Here is a 14,089-nt window from a genome sequence, read left to right as displayed (position 1 = left end):
TGCGCTGCCGCCCCGTGCGCCGCCGTCTTCCTGTCCCGCTGCAGCCGCGCCGCCGCGCGGGGAAGGCCGGGTAGCCCCCGGCCTTCCGCCCATCCCCGCCGCCCTCGCGCCGTCGAGGCGCCAGGGCGGCGCTTTTAACGCCTCTTTCGTCTTTTCGATGCCACTAGCATCCATGCTAGCATCCATGCTAGTCCAAATGCAATTCCCCCAACAAGACCGGAAACTACAGCGGTTCCGGTGTTTTTCGATAACACATAAGCCAGAGCGACGAACGTGCTAGAAAAAACCAGCCCCCCTATGATCGCTTGTAACATAACTTGTAACATAAGGGCTAACACCCGCAGATAGCGCAGGTTGCACCCATACATCCCAAAGACGCAATGGCCCCGCAAATCGCAGCACAAATCACTGCACCAACGCCGCTAGGGGCAAGTAAGAGACACAACCAATAGCAACCTACCCCTCCACCTGTCCCGCAGAGAGTGCCGACCGGGACGCTAACTGCCAACGCTAGGCGGTGAGGTAGCTGACCTCCTGCTGGCATGCCCAGTTGGAGAGCTTCATGGCTAGACTAGATATATTATGTAAAAAACGGCAGATGCTGTCAACCCCCTCACCGGGCCAGGCGCTCCCGCAGGGCCTGGATCTGGGCCTGGACGGCTGGGCGTGCCGTCCCCCCCACCGCGGACCGCCACTCCACCGCCGCCGTGGGGTCCAGGACCTGGAGGATGTCGGCATCGAAGGCGGGGTGGTGCTGGCGGTAGACAGAGAGGGGGAGGGCGGAGAGGGGGACGCCGCGGCGGGCCGCCTCGGCGACCAAGGCGCTGACGGCCCGGTGGGCCTGGCGGAAGGGGACACCCCGGCGCACCAGGTAATCCGCCAGTTCCGTGGCCAGCATCGCCTCCTCCAGGGCGGCCCGCATGCGATCCGGCCGCGGCCGCATGGTCCGGATCAGGCCGGGCAGGACGGCGAGCAGCGCCTGCAGCGTATCGACGGCGTCGAAGACCGGCTCCTTATCCTCCTGGAGGTCCTTGTGGTAGCCGGAGGGCAGCCCCTTGAGAACGATGAGGAAGCCCGTCAGGTGACCGATCAGGCGCCCGGCCTTGGCCCGGGCCAGCTCCAGGGCGTCCGGGTTGCGTTTCTGGGGCATCAGGCTGGAGCCGGTGGTATACGCCGGGTCCAGGGCCACGAAGCCGAACTCAGCGCTGGCGAACAAGATGAGGTCCTCCGCCAGCCGACTGAGGTGGAGGCCGATCATCGCCGCCAGGAAGAGGAACTCGGCCACGAAATCCCGGTCGGAGACGGCGTCCAGGCTGTTGGGGGCGACGGCGACGAAGCCCAGTTCCCGGGCCAGGGCCTCCCGGTCGATGGGGAAGGGGGTGCCGGCCAGGGCTCCGCTGCCGAGGGGGAGGGTGGCCAGCCGGGGGTAAGCCTGGCGGAGCCGCTCTCGATCCCGCTCGAAGGCCCAGGCGTGGGCCAGGCACCACTGGGCGTAGCGGAGGGGCTGGGCCCGCTGGAGGTGGGTGTAGCCCGGCATGATCAGATCGAGGTGGGCCTCCGCCTGGGCCAGCAGCGCCTCCTCCAGCGCCCGCAGCCCCTCCTCCACCGCCGGCCAGGCCTCCATCAGGAACAGCCGCAGATCGGTGGCCACCTGGTCGTTGCGGCTGCGGCCGGTGTGCAGTTTGCCAGCAACGGGGCCGATGCGCTCGGTCAGGCGGCGCTCCACGGCGGTGTGGATGTCCTCGTCGGTGGGGGCGAAGACGAAGGCCCCCGCCTCCAGTTCCGCCCGCACGGCCTCCAGCCCAGCCACGATCTGCTCCAGCTCCTCGGGGGAGAGCAGCCCGGCCCGGGCCAGGGCCCGGGCCCAGGCGATGGAGCCCCGGATGTCCTGCGGATACAGCCGGCGGTCGAACGGCAGCGAGGCGTTCAACCGCTCGAAGGCCGGGTCCCTCGAGGGCTCTTCCTCGGTCCCCCACAGCCGCATCGCTTCCCACCCCCCTGCCCCTCAATCCCGCTCCTCGATCGGCCGCGGCTCGCCCCGCAGGCCCCGCGCCACCAGGCCGTGGACCTTCAGCGGGAGCCCGAAAAGCCGGATGAACCCGGCGGCGTCCTTGTGATCGTAAGCCCCCACCGTGTCAAAGGAGACGATGTCCTCGCGGTAGAGGCTGTAAGGGGAGCGCCGGCCGACCACGGTGACGTTGCCCTTGTAGAGCCAGAGGCGCACCTCCCCGGTCACATGGCGCATGGTCACCTGGACGAAGGCGTCCATGGCCTCCCGTAGGGGGCTGAACCACCAACCGGAATAGACCAGTTCCGCATAGCGCAGGGCGATCCATTGCTTGAGGTGCATCGTCTCCCGGTCCAGGCACAGGGTCTCCAGGGCCCGCAGCGCCTCTACCAGGATGGTCCCCCCGGGGGTCTCGTAGACGCCGCGGGACTTCATCCCCACCAGGCGGTTCTCCACCAGGTCCACCCGGCCGATGCCGTGCCGGGCGCCCAGGGCGTTGAGGGCCTCCATCAACGGCACCAGCCCCATGGGCTGGCCGTTGAGGGCCACCGGGACACCCCGCTCGAAGGTGAGGGTGATCACCTCCGGCGCGTCCGGCGCGCGGCGCGGGTCCGTCGTCCAGAGGAAGACGTCCTCCTCAGGCTCCCAGTCGGGGTCCTCGAGGGGGCCACCCTCATGGGAGACGTGCCAGAGGTTGCGGTCCCGGCTGTAGTGGCTGGTGCTCCACTCGATGGGGACGCCGTGGGCCCGGGCGTATTCGTAGGCCTCGCGACGAGAGGTGATGGACCACTCCCGCCACGGGGCGATCACCCGCAGGTGGGGGGCCAGGGCCTGGTAGGCCAGTTCGAAGCGGACCTGGTCGTTGCCCTTGCCGGTGGCGCCGTGGGCCAGGGCGTCGGCCCCCTCCTCCAGAGCGATCTGCACCTGGTGCTTGGCAATGAGGGGCCGGGCCATGGCAGTGCCCAACAGGTATTTGCCCTCGTAGACCGCGCCGGCCTGCACCGTCGGCAGCACGTAGTCCCGCAAGAACTCCTCCCGCAGGTCGCGGAGGATCACCTTGGAGGCCCCCCCGGCGTAGGCCCGCTCCTCGACCCCCTCCAGCTCCTCCGCCCCCTGGCCGATGTCAGCGCAGAAGGCGATCACCTCGCACCCATACGTCTCCCGCAGCCACGGGATGATGGTGGAGGTGTCCAGCCCGCCGGAATACGCCAGCACCACCTTGCGCACCATGAGCAACCCTCCCGGTTCAGGGTTGGATCCCCTCAGGCTGCTTCCGCGTCCAGCCGCATCGCCACCGCCACCTCGTCGCAGCGGTCCCGCAGCGGGCACCGCACGCAGTCGCGCCAGACCTTCTCGGGGAAGCGTTCCCGATCGGTGACGCGGAAGCCCTGCCGCTCGAAGAAGGCCACCGCCCGGGTGAGGGCGAAGACCGTGCGGGCGCCAGCGGATCGGGCCCGCGCCACCAGGGCTTGCACCAGGGCGCCGCCCACGCCGTTCCCCTGGAGGGATTCCTCCACGGCCAGGGAGCGGATCTCGACCAGCGCGGGGGACATCCACACCAGCGAGCCGCAGCCCACGACCCGCCCGTCCGCTTCCGCCACCACCCAGTCGGCCAGCGTGGCGACGATCTCCTCCGCGCTCCGTGGCAGCAACAGCCCCCGCCGCGCGTAGCGGTCCACCAGGGCGAAAAGCGCCGGGAGATCCTCCGGACGGGCTGCACGGATCCGCATGGGCCATCCCTCCCGAATGGGGTGCGCCTCCGTCACCGCGACGATCCCGCCGCCTCCATCGCCGCCTTCAGCAGGGCGATGGCCTCCTCGATCTGGGCCTCCGTGACGATGAGGGGCGGGACCAGGCGGACCACCGTGTCGCCGGCCGTGGTCACCAGGAGGCCCCGCTCCAGGGCGGCCGCGACCACCGCCCGCGCGTCCCCGGCGATCTCAATCCCAAGGAACAGACCCCGCCCGCGGATCGCCCGAACCCCGGGCAGGCCGGCCGCCTCCAGCCGGGCCCGTAGGAAGGCCCCGACTTCCCGAACCCGGGCCAGGAAGGCTGGGTCGCTCAGACGCCGGAAGACGTGCAAGGCCACGGCGGCCACCAGGGGCCCGCCGGCGAAGGTGCTGCCGTGGTCGCTGGGCTGGAGGACAGCGGCCACCGGCTCCCGCATCAGCACGGCCCCGATGGGCAGCCCGTTGGCCAGGGGCTTGGCCACCGTGAGGAGGTCCGGCTCCACCCCGTAGGCCTCATAGGCCCACAGCGTCCCGGTCCTCCCCAGGCCGCACTGGACCTCGTCGAAGATCAGCAGCGCGCCCACCGCGTCGCAGCGCTCTCGCAAGGCCTGCAGGAACTCCAGCGTGGCCACATGGACGCCCCCCTCCCCTTGGATGGGCTCCACGATCACCGCGCAGGTCTCCTCCGTGATCGCCGCCCGCGCCGCCTCAACGTCGTTGAAGGGGGCGAAGGTGACGCCGGGGACCAGGGGGGCGAAGGGCTCCCGGTAGGCCGCCTTCTCGGTGACCGAGAGGGTCCCCATCGTCCGCCCGTGGAAGCCGTGGGTGAAGGCCACGAAGCCGACCTTGTGGCCGCCGAAGCGGACGCGGGCGTATTTGCGGGCGAACTTCAGGGCGGCCTCCACCGCTTCGGCGCCGGAGTTACAGAAGAAGACCCGGTCGGCGAAGGAGCGGGCCACCAGGGCCTCGGCCAGGCGCAGGTGGGGCTCGGTGTGATACAGGTTGCTCAGATGCACCAGGCAGCGGGCCTGCTCGGCGACCACCGCCGCCACCCCGGGGTCCGCATGGCCGAGGGCGCACACCGCGATCCCGGCCACAAAGTCCAAGTAACGCCGGCCCTGGGCGTCGTAGACGTAAACCCCCTCGCCGCGGGTGAAGACCACCGCCGGTAGGTGGGCGCCAGCACCCGCTCCGCCAGGTCGAGCAGGGTCTGTGCGGTTCGCTCCATCGATTATCCCTCCGGGACGATGGACGTTCCCCCGCCCGCCGCGCCGCCCAGGTTGGCGATGCGCACGCGGCGCACGCCGGCGGCGAGGGCCTCCAGGGCCGCGCGCACCTTGGGGACCATCCCGTCGCGGATGACCCCGGCGGCGATCAGCGCCTCCGCCTCGGCAGGCGTCAGACGGGGGCGGACCCGGCCCGCCACCAAAACCCCCGGGACGTCGGTGAGGAAAAGGAGCTCCTCGGCGGGGAGGGCGGCGGCGATGGCCGCTGCCATCGGGTCGGCGTTGACGTTGTAGAGCCCCTCCGGGCCCAGCCCGATGGGCGCCATCACCGGCACGATGCCCTCGGCCATCCAGCGGGCCAGCGGCGCCGCCGCCACCGCCACCGGCTTCCCCACCCGGCCCAGGCCCGGCACCGGCGCCACCTGGACCAGCCCGAGGTCAGCGCCGCACAGCCCCAGGGCGGGGATCCCCGCCTGCTGCAGGGCGGCCACCAGCCGCTTGTTGGTCAGCCCCGCCAGGGTCATCACCGCCACGTCCAGGGTCTCCCCGTCGGTGACCCGCAGGCCGTCCACGTAGCGGGGCGTCAGCCCCAGGCGCTGCTGCCAGGCGCTCACCGCGTTCCCACCGCCGTGGACGAGGACCGGCGGGGGCGCCATCCGACGCAGGGCCCCAACCAGCCCTTCTAGGAAAGCCGGGTCGTCCAGTTCGCGGCCGCCGATCTTGATCACCCGCATGGCATCCCCCTCACATCAGCCCGGCCGTCTCCTCCAGGCCGAACATCACATTGAGGTTCTGCACCGCCTGCCCTGCGGCCCCCTTGATCAGGTTGTCGATGGAGGCGGTCAGGATCACCATCCCGGCCTCCGGCACGCCCGTGACCGAGAGGACGCACCGGTTGGTCCCCACGCTGTGCCGCAGCGTGGCCAGGACCCCCGGCGGCAGCACCCGGACGAAGGGCTCACGGCCGTAGGTCTCGACCAGCAGATCCCGGACCATCCCCTCGGTCCAGCCCGGGGCCAGGGGAACGTAGATCGTGGCCAGGATGCCCCGGGCCACCGGCAGCAACTGGGGGGTGAAGATCAGCGGGCCGAGGCCCCCGTTGACCGCGTGGAGCATCTGCTCGATCTCGGGGAGGTGACGGTGGGACCGGCCGATGTGGTAAGGGCTCAGGTTCTCGTCCACCTCCACGAAATGGGTGGTGAGGGAGGGCTTGCGCCCCGCCCCCGAGACCCCCGACTTGGCATCCACGATGAGGGGCCCTGGCCCGATGGCGCCGGCCCGGGCCAGGGGAAGGAGAGCCAGCAGGACGGCGGTGGGGTAGCAGCCAGGGTTGGCGACCAGGCGGGCCTGCCGCACGGCCGGGCGGTTCCACTCCGTGAGGCCGTAAACGGCCTCCGCCAAGAGATCCGGGGCCGGGTGGGCCTCGTGATACCACTGGGCATACCGTTCGGGGTCCTTCAGGCGGAAATCGGCCGAGAGATCCACCACCCGAACCCCCGCGGCCAGGGCCTCTCGGGCGACGGCAGCGGAGACCCCGTGGGGCAGAGCCAGAAACACCGCGTCCACCCGGTCCAGGGGAGCCTCGGCGAAGGCCACCACAGGAAAGTCGTCGAGGGTTGGGAAGAGATGCGCCAGGGAACTGCCGGCGCCGCTTTCGGAGGCCGCGAACACCACCTCGACGGCGGGGTGCCGCCGCAGCAACCGGAAGGCCTCGTAGCCGGCATAGCCGGTCACCCCGTAGATCCCCACGCGGACCATCCCAGGCCTCCTCCTGAAAAGAAACCCCCCGGGCTCGAGCCCGGGGGGTTGGGATCCGTCGATCCGCTTCGAACAGGCGTCGGGACCAACACCTCACCCACCCGCGCCGGACTCGAGGCCCGGTCGGCCCTTGGGACGACGGAAGCGTGGGAAGCGGGTGGTGTGGGTGTGCATCCAGAACCTCATGCCCCAAGTTTGGCCTGATGATAGCGAGATCCCGCCGTTTTGTCAAGTCCGGGCACGATGATCCCGGACGCGCTCCCTCAGGGGGCGGGGCCGCTGTTCCCTTCCCCGAAGCCCCGACGGCGGGCGATCTCGTAAAGGGCCACCGACCCGGCGGCGGCGGCGTTGAGGGAGGCCACCCGGCCCCCCATCGGCAGGTAGATCAGCAGATCACAGGCCCGGCGGACCAGCGGGCGGATGCCGGTCTCCTCGCTCCCCACCACCAGGGCGATGGGCCCGGTCAGATCGGCCCGGTCATAGCGGATGGCCCGGGGGTCCTGTTGCAGCCCGACCACCCACACCCCCCGCTCCTTTAGCGCCTCCAGGGCCCGGGCCATATTGGTGACCTGGACGACGGCGAGATGCTCCACTGCCCCGGCGGAGGCGTTCACCACGGCCGGGGTGACCCGGGCGCTGCGGTGCTCCGGGAAGATCACGGCGTGCACCCCCACGGCCTCGGCCGTCCGCAGCAGCGTCCCGAAGTTTTGAGGATCCTGCAGGCAATCCAGGGCCAGCCAGAAAGGCGGGTCGGGACGGCGGGCGCTTTCCTGCCATGCCGTCTCGAAGTCCATATAAGGATAAGGTTCCACCTCCGCCACCACCCCTTGATGCCCCTCGGCGATGGCGTCCAGGCGGGCCTTGGGGACCCGCGTGATGGGGATGCCCCGGCCCTCGGCCAGGGCGATCAGGGCCTCCAGGATCGGCTTGGGCTGCAGACCCTCAGCGATCAACAACCGGTAGATCCGCCGCCGCCCGGCCCGCAAGGCCTCGTGGACGGCGTGGCGCCCGTACAGGAACTCCCGCCGGATCTCCTCGGGCTTCTCCCTCACCGCTCGTAGACCTCTCGGGGATCCCAGCCCATGACCCGCCACGGCAGCCGGAGCCCCCGGAAGCGGGGCGGGAGGACCCGGAAGCCCGGCCGGGCGTAGCAGGCCTCCCGCTCGGCCCGGCACATCCAATACAACGGCCCTCGCGCTCGCACCATCACCGTCCGCACCAGCCGGCTCCCGATCCCCGCCCCTGCCACGCCGGGTCCACCCCCACCGAGGTGAGTTCCCGACGGCCGTCCCGGTCAAACCCCACCGGGACAGCCCCGATCACCTTCCCCGCGACCTCGGCGACCAGAAACCGAGGCCAGCGCAGGCCTCAGGGGTTCCGACGGACCTCGCGGGCCAGCCGTCGGATCACCGGCTGGTCCTCCGGCCGCGCCGGGCGCAGGATCACCCCATCCGCCATCGCCACCTCCCGGCCGGGGATCGCCTCCATTTTAGCCCGGGCGGCCTGGCGGGCCCGCCCGCCGCCGGCTTGACACCTGGCCGGGAATCCAATAGCCTAAAACTGGCGGCCGTGCTCAGGCGGGGAGGTGGCGGTTCCCTGCACCCGAAATCCGCCAGACGCGGGGCCGACATCCCCTTCGAGGGTTCACGCGGCCCCGCCGGATGGTCGCCCCCGGCGTCGAAGGTCCGGTCCTGCGCGGCGGACCCCGGTGAACCCCGCCAGGCCCGGAAGGGAGCAACGGTAAGCCGTCCCGGTTCGCGCGCCGCAGGGGCGCCGGGCCGGAGCCGGAAGGGTGCCCATCGACGGGGAAAGGCGGGCTCGACAAGGGGCGCACGGCCGCCGGCTTGCCCTCCCGCCGCCCGAGGAGACGATGGCCGTCATCCCACGGCCAAGCCGGTTCCGCATCATAAAGCCATGGACAGGCGTTCAACGCTCAAATGGCTCGCCTGGCTCGGGCTGGGCGCCTTCGGCCTCTGGGGTTACGCCCGCTCCCAACAGACCGTAACCCTCCTCATCGACGATCGGACCTATATCGTTAGAACAAGCCAACGAACGGTGGCCGGCGTGTTGCGTGAGGTGGGCCTCTCCCTCCGCCCCCAGGATGCGGTCTTCCCACCCCTTTCCGCCGAACTGAGACCCCCGGCGACCATCCGCGTCCGGCGGGCGAGACCGGTCCAGATCCTGGTGGAGGGTCGGGGAGTGGAGCCCTCGCGACGGATGGTGTGGTATACCCTCCAAACGGACCCAGGGCGGATCCTGCAGGAGGCCGGGATCTCATGGGGTCCTGGGGATGCGATGTGGGTGGACGGGCATCGGTGGCCCTCCGGGGGGGGCTTCGGTGTCCTCCGGGCGGCGGACGGTGAAGGCCCGCGGGAGATCCGTGTCGTCCGCGCGGCCCCGGTGATTGTCCGCCTGGAGGACGGCTCTCGGCGCGTGTGGTTCTCCACCGCCCCAACGGTGGGCGCGGCCCTCCGGGAGGCAGGGTGGCTCCAGGACCCCGCCGACCGCGTGCTCCCCAGCCCGGAGACCCCCCTGAACGGCGGAATACAAGTCTCCCTCTTCCGGGCCCGGCCCATCACCGTGGAGGCCGACGGGCGGGTCCAGGTGGTGCACACCACCGCCCGCACCGTGCGGGATCTGCTGCAGGAACTTGGGCTCACCCTCCATGGGCAGGATCGGGTGATCCCGGAGGAGGGCGCACGGCTGCAGGGTGGAGAGACCGTCCGGGTGATCCGGGTCACGGAGGGCTGGGCGCTCGAGGAGGAAAGTCTGCCCTTCAACATCGTCTGGGAGCCGGATCCTAACTTGGAGCTGGACACATGGGTGCAGCGGGCGCCCGGGCGGGAGGGCCGCCTGCAGCGCCGCATCCGGGTGCGCTATGAGAACGGCCAGCCCGTCGCCCGAGAGGTTGTCGGGGAGACCGTCCTGCGGCCCCCCGAGCCCCAGGTCTGGGCCTACGGGACCAAGATCGTGGTCCGCACCCTCGAGACGCCGGAAGGGCCGATCGAATACTGGCGGCGGATCCGGATGCTGGCCACCTCCTACAGCGCCTCCACCGCCGGGGTCCACCCCTCGGCGGCGTATTTCGGGCGCACGCGGACCGGGCTGCCGATACAGCGGGGGATCGTGGCTGTGGACCCGCGGGTGATCCGGCTGGGATGGAAGGTCTACGTGCCCGGCTATGGGATCGGCCTGGCAGCCGACACCGGAGGCGCCATCCGCGGACGACGGATCGACCTGGGCTACAACGACGACGACCTGGTCCTGTGGCGTCGGTGGGTGGATGTTTACCTGCTCACCCCGGTGCCCCCCCCGGAGGCCATCCCCTATGTCCTCCCCGACTGGCCCCCATCCCCCTGAGTCGACGACGGCGCCCCTGCGCCCGTCCCCACCCCCGATGCCGTGGCCCCAGTATCTGCGGGCCCGGGGCCTGCGGCCCCGCAAGGGGCTCGGCCAGCATTTCCTCATCGACGAAGGCGCCCTGGCCCGCGTGGCCGAAGCAGCGGGCTTCCAGCCCGGCGAATGGGCGCTGGAGATCGGCGCCGGCCCCGGCACCCTGACCCGCCATCTGGCCCTGCGGGCCGACCGTGTGGTGGCCGTGGAGATCGATGAGCGCTTCCTGCCGCTGCTCCGCGAGATCCTCGCCCCCTATCCCAACGTCACAGTGGTCCACGGGGACATCCTCCAGTTGGACCCCGGGGCGCTGGTGGAGGGACACCCATACCGGATCGTGGGGAACATCCCTTACTTCATCACCTCGGCCATCCTGCGCCAGGTGATGGAGGCCACCCCCCGGCCGCGGCGGGTGGTGCTCACCGTGCAGCACGAGGTCGCCCGGCGGCTCACCGCCGGGCCCGGGGCCATGAGCCTGCTGGCCGTGAGCGTCCAGGTGTATGGGCGCCCCCAGATCGTCGCGCGGATCCCTGCGGGCGCCTTCTGGCCCCGGCCCGAGGTGGACTCCGCCGTCGTGGCCATCGATCCCTACCAGCGACCGGCGGTGCCGCTGGAGGACCCCGAGGCCTTCTTCGCCGTGGTCCGCGCGGGGTTTGGGCAACGCCGCAAGCAACTGCACAACGCCCTCGCCCACGGCCTGGGGCTTCCGGACACGGTGGTCCGCGCGGCCATGGCGGCCGCCGGGATCGACCCCCACCGCCGCGCCGAGACCCTCACCTTGTCGGAATGGGCCGCCCTCTGCAACGCGCTGCGCCCCTTCCTGCAAGGCGACAGGGGCCCTCTCCGCGAACCTCCTGGGGGTTCCCCGGCCTGTGGGAAGAACCGCGGGGAAACGAATCCGCACCCGGACGCCTGAAACGCAACCGAGCGGCCATGCGGCCGCTCGGTTGACCTGACCGTCTCAAAAGTGGCGAGGGTGGGACTCGAACCCACAACCCGCCGATTATGAGCCGGCTGCTCTGCCCTTTGAGCTACCTCGCCCTTCGTCTTTAATTATAGCCAAGGTCTGGGGTCCCCGTCAACGTCGGGCCTGCGCCTCAGCGCTCCCCATCCGCCAGCCAGGCCCGCACCGTCGGCCCGATCTCGGCCAGCGGCCCCCGGCGGACGGTGCACCGAGGGAGGGCCATCAGGAACCACGCCCCGTAACTCCGCGTCAGCACCCGGCGGTCCAGGATCAGGACCACTCCCCGGTCGGTCCGATGACGGATCAGCCGTCCGAAGCCCTGGCGGAATCGCAGCACCGCCTCGGGGACGGCGTAATCCAGGAACGGATCGCGATACTGGGACCCCCGGGCTGCGAAGATCGGCTCGTCGGGGACCTCAAAGGGCAGCCGGGAGATGACCAGACACGAGAGGGCTTCCCCTGGGATGTCCACCCCTTCCCAGAGACTGCGGGTCCCCAGCAGCACCGCCCGCTCGGCCGTCCGGAACCGCTCCACCAGTTGCCGACGGGATCCGCCGTCTCCCTGCTCGTAGACGACGATGCCGGCCTTGGCCAGCGGCCCGGCCAGGGCCCGCGCGGCCCGCCGCAACGGCGCGTAGGCGGTGAAAAGGACCAGCGTGCGCCCCCCGATGGCCTGGGCCGCCGCCAGGATCGCCTGCTCCACCGCGCGCGAATACCCGGCCTCCCCTGGCTCCGGGATGTCGCTCACCAGATAGAGCAGGGCGTTGCGCTCGTAGTCGAAGGGGGAGTCCAGGGCCAGTTCCTCCATCTCCCAGGCCCCCAGCCGGCTCTTCAGGTGGGCGAAGGACGGGGCCTGGCGCTCCCGGTCCACCGTCCGCAGCGTGGCCGAGGTCATCACCACGCACGCCTTGGAGGCCAGCAGGTGCTGCCGCACCAACGGCCCCACGTCCAGGGGCGCCGCGTGCAGGCTCACCCGGGACCAGTCCCCGTCCCCTGGATGCCCCTCCAGCCAGTAGACGGCGTCGGGGACGGGCTTGCGCACCATCCCCTCCAGGGCCTGATGGGCCTTCTCGAAATCGCGCCGCAGCCCGACCGCACGGCTCAGGGCCTCCTCTGCCTCCCCGAACCCGTGCTCGAGGAGCTCGCCCAGCAGGGCGCCGATCCTACCCAGGGCCTCCTGGACCGCGACCCAGCGGGGGGCCAGGAAGGCCCAGGCCTCCTCCACGGCGGACCATCCCGGCCGTCGTCGCTCCTCCCCGGTTAGCCAGATCTTGCGGGGGTGGTCACCATCGCGGGCGCCCGCCTCCTCCAGGAAGGCGGTCAGGGCGTTGAAGAGAAGGTCGACCCCGGTGCGGGCGGCCGCCGCCGCCTCGGTCAGGCGGCGGGTCAAGCCGGCCAAGGGGTTGCGGGCGGGCGGGGGCAGTGACCGGCCGAGGCTCTGCAGAGCGCCCAGCAGCCCCCCGGCCCGATGCTCCCGGGCGCCCCCCACCTCGTCCAGCAGGCGCAGCAGCCCGAGCCGATCGACCTCCACGGCCAGTTGCTTGGTCGCGGCCTCCTCCAGGTGGTGGGCCTCGTCGATGATCAGGTAGCGGTAATCGGGAAGCACCGCGTTCTGGGCGGCGACGTCGGCGAAGAGGAGCGCGTGGTTGACGATGATCAGATGCGCCGCCTCGGCCTCCCGCCGGGCCCAATGCAGGAAGCAGCCGCCCTCACCCCACCCGGCGCACGACTCCGCCGTGCAGATCTCGTTGTCGGCGGAGAGCCGGGCCCACAGCCCCCGTTCGGCGGGCGTGGGGAGATACAACTCGTCCCCGTCCCCGGTGCGGGTGGTGGGCAGCCAGACCAGGATCTTGGCCAGCACCCGCATCTCCTCCACCCGGGTCGGCCCGGCGTGCCGGAGCTGGACCAGGCGGGCCGGGCACAGGTAGTGGCCCCGCCCCTTCAGCAGGGCTACGCGCAGGGCGGAGCCATCGGCGAGGCCGGATTCGGAGAGGAGCCGCTGGAGGATGGGGATGTCCTTGCGGAGCAACTGCTCCTGGAGGTTGATGGTGTTGGTGGAGATCACCACCCGCTCGCCGTTGCGCAGCGCCCATAGGGCGGCGGGGATCAGGTAGGCCAGGCTCTTGCCCACCCCTGTCCCCGCCTCGATCATGAGGTGCTTCCCCTCGTTGAAGGCCTCGGCGACGGCGCGGAGCATGGCCACCTGCTGGGGCCGATGCTCATACTCCGGGAAGATGCGGGAGAGGGCCCCGCCGGGCTCCAGCAAGGCCGCCAGCGCCTCCGGATCCAGGGGTCGGGGATCCGGCCGCGGCCGCATGGGCCGGGCCCGCACCGGCGGGGGGCTGAGGTAGGCCTCGGGGGTGGCCAGGCCCTTCGCCTGCAACTGGGCCCCGATGCTCCGGTCCACAAAGCGGCCCCGCCGCACCGCCCGCAGGGCCTCCTCGAAGAAGCGGCGCGGGGGCCAGGGCAGCCGGGCGGCGTGGCCGACGATCTCCTCCAAGATGGGCTCGGGCAACTGGCAGGCCCGCTCGAACAGGGCCAGGAAGAGCCGGTGGGTGAGGCGGGCGTCCTCCAGGGCCCGGTGCACCGTCCCCACCGGGATCCCCAGATCTCGGGCCAGGGCGGCCAGCCCATGGGCGCCGCTGTGGGGCATCAGGATGGCCGCCAGTTCATAGGTGTCCAGCGCCTCGTTGTGGAGGAACAGGCCGTGGCGGCGCAGGAAGGCCAGGTCCTGATCGATGGAGTGGCCGACCAGGACGGCCTCCCCCACCCGGCTTTTCAGGCGGGGCAGCACCGCCTCCAGCGGCGGCGCCTGGGCCACGTCCTCCGGGCGGATGCCGGTGAGCTCGCTGATCGCCGGCGGGATGGGCCGCTCCGGGCGGACCAGGGTGCTCCAGGTCTCGAGCACGGTCTCCCCGCGGAACTTCACCAGGCCGATCTCAATGATGGCGTCCGTCTCCGGGTCCAGCCCGGTGGTCTCCAGGTCCAGGGCGACAAAAACCGAGGACAT

General features: G+C 71.3%; 12 protein-coding genes, 1 tRNA gene and 1 other RNA gene. 3 read left to right on the top strand and 11 right to left on the bottom strand.

Going from position 1 to position 14,089, the window contains the following annotated elements:
• Positions 1–613: 613 nt before the first annotated feature.
• From argH to C4313_RS05490, 9 genes are all read right to left on the bottom strand, one after another.
• Positions 614–1,984: an argininosuccinate lyase gene (gene argH, locus C4313_RS05530; protein ID WP_352428871.1), complete on the bottom strand. Its 1,371-nt coding sequence runs from the start codon at positions 1,982–1,984 to the stop codon at positions 614–616.
• Positions 1,985–2,005: 21 nt separating this feature from the next.
• Positions 2,006–3,238, bottom strand: a complete 1,233-nt coding sequence (locus tag C4313_RS05525; protein ID WP_352428870.1) for an argininosuccinate synthase — start codon at positions 3,236–3,238, stop codon at positions 2,006–2,008.
• A gap of 32 nt (positions 3,239–3,270) precedes the next feature.
• Entirely contained in the window at positions 3,271–3,738 is a 468-nt protein-coding gene (locus C4313_RS05520; RefSeq protein WP_352428869.1) for an N-acetyltransferase, read from the bottom strand.
• A gap of 32 nt (positions 3,739–3,770) precedes the next feature.
• The gene (locus C4313_RS05515; RefSeq protein ID WP_352428868.1) at positions 3,771–4,901 is read right to left on the bottom strand and encodes an aspartate aminotransferase family protein; all 1,131 of its coding nucleotides are present in this window, start codon (positions 4,899–4,901) and stop codon (positions 3,771–3,773) included.
• 68 nt (positions 4,902–4,969) lie between these two features.
• Entirely contained in the window at positions 4,970–5,698 is a 729-nt protein-coding gene (argB, locus tag C4313_RS05510) for an acetylglutamate kinase (RefSeq protein WP_352428867.1), read from the bottom strand.
• A gap of 10 nt (positions 5,699–5,708) precedes the next feature.
• Complete coding sequence (argC, locus tag C4313_RS05505) at positions 5,709–6,722, bottom strand: N-acetyl-gamma-glutamyl-phosphate reductase (RefSeq protein ID WP_352428866.1); 1,014 nt, start codon at positions 6,720–6,722, stop codon at positions 5,709–5,711.
• A 263-nt stretch (positions 6,723–6,985) separates the two neighbouring features.
• Complete coding sequence (rlmB, locus tag C4313_RS05500; RefSeq protein ID WP_352428865.1) at positions 6,986–7,774, bottom strand: 23S rRNA (guanosine(2251)-2'-O)-methyltransferase RlmB; 789 nt, start codon at positions 7,772–7,774, stop codon at positions 6,986–6,988.
• Positions 7,771–7,941, bottom strand: coding sequence for a hypothetical protein (locus tag C4313_RS05495; protein ID WP_352428864.1), 171 nt, complete (start codon positions 7,939–7,941; stop codon positions 7,771–7,773). Before C4313_RS05495 ends, rlmB begins: the two co-directional genes overlap by 4 nt.
• Entirely contained in the window at positions 7,929–8,069 is a 141-nt protein-coding gene (locus C4313_RS05490) for a GNAT family N-acetyltransferase (RefSeq protein WP_352428872.1), read from the bottom strand. The genes C4313_RS05495 and C4313_RS05490 overlap by 13 nt, the downstream gene beginning before the upstream one ends.
• Before the next feature lie 220 nt (positions 8,070–8,289).
• Between C4313_RS05490 and ffs the strand changes: the two genes are divergently transcribed.
• The 3 genes from ffs to rsmA all read left to right on the top strand — a co-directional run bounded on the left by ffs (position 8,290) and on the right by rsmA (position 11,031).
• Positions 8,290–8,558, top strand: an RNA gene (ffs, locus tag C4313_RS05485) — signal recognition particle sRNA large type.
• 78 nt (positions 8,559–8,636) lie between these two features.
• A complete protein-coding gene (locus C4313_RS05480) occupies positions 8,637–10,082 on the top strand; it encodes a ubiquitin-like domain-containing protein (RefSeq protein WP_352428863.1) in 1,446 nt (481 codons plus the stop codon).
• Positions 10,051–11,031 carry a 16S rRNA (adenine(1518)-N(6)/adenine(1519)-N(6))-dimethyltransferase RsmA gene (rsmA, locus tag C4313_RS05475; protein WP_352428862.1) on the top strand — a complete coding sequence of 327 codons (981 nt, stop codon included), beginning with the start codon at positions 10,051–10,053 and terminating at the stop codon, positions 11,029–11,031. Before C4313_RS05480 ends, rsmA begins: the two co-directional genes overlap by 32 nt.
• A 52-nt stretch (positions 11,032–11,083) precedes the next feature.
• Here rsmA and C4313_RS05470 read toward each other — a convergent pair.
• Both C4313_RS05470 and C4313_RS05465 read right to left on the bottom strand, forming a co-directional pair.
• A tRNA-Met gene (locus tag C4313_RS05470) sits at positions 11,084–11,156 on the bottom strand.
• A gap of 56 nt (positions 11,157–11,212) precedes the next feature.
• Positions 11,213–14,089 (bottom strand): helicase C-terminal domain-containing protein, encoded by a 2,877-nt coding sequence (locus C4313_RS05465; RefSeq protein WP_352428861.1) that lies wholly within the window; start codon positions 14,087–14,089, stop codon positions 11,213–11,215.

The organism is Thermoflexus sp., assembly GCF_040289485.1.
Taxonomy (GTDB): Bacteria; Chloroflexota; Anaerolineae; order Thermoflexales; family Thermoflexaceae; genus Thermoflexus.
The sequence above is the reverse complement of the archived record's forward strand: the minus strand, read 5'-3'. Positions and strand labels throughout refer to the sequence as shown.

Bases quoted from the DNA above. Each gene is read 5' to 3' on its own strand.
- argH (WP_352428871.1), bottom strand. From the start codon at position 1,984: ATGCGGCTGTGGGGGACCGAGGAAGAGCCCTCGAGGGACCCGGCCTTC.
- C4313_RS05525 (WP_352428870.1), bottom strand. From the start codon at position 3,238: ATGGTGCGCAAGGTGGTGCTGGCGTATTCCGGCGGGCTGGACACCTCC.
- C4313_RS05520 (WP_352428869.1), bottom strand. From the start codon at position 3,738: ATGCGGATCCGTGCAGCCCGTCCGGAGGATCTCCCGGCGCTTTTCGCC.
- argB (WP_352428867.1), bottom strand. From the start codon at position 5,698: ATGCGGGTGATCAAGATCGGCGGCCGCGAACTGGACGACCCGGCTTTC.
- argC (WP_352428866.1), bottom strand. From the start codon at position 6,722: ATGGTCCGCGTGGGGATCTACGGGGTGACCGGCTATGCCGGCTACGAG.
- C4313_RS05480 (WP_352428863.1), top strand. From the start codon at position 8,637: ATGGACAGGCGTTCAACGCTCAAATGGCTCGCCTGGCTCGGGCTGGGC.
- rsmA (WP_352428862.1), top strand. From the start codon at position 10,051: ATGTCCTCCCCGACTGGCCCCCATCCCCCTGAGTCGACGACGGCGCCC.
- C4313_RS05465 (WP_352428861.1), bottom strand. From the start codon at position 14,089: ATGTCCTCGGTTTTTGTCGCCCTGGACCTGGAGACCACCGGGCTGGAC.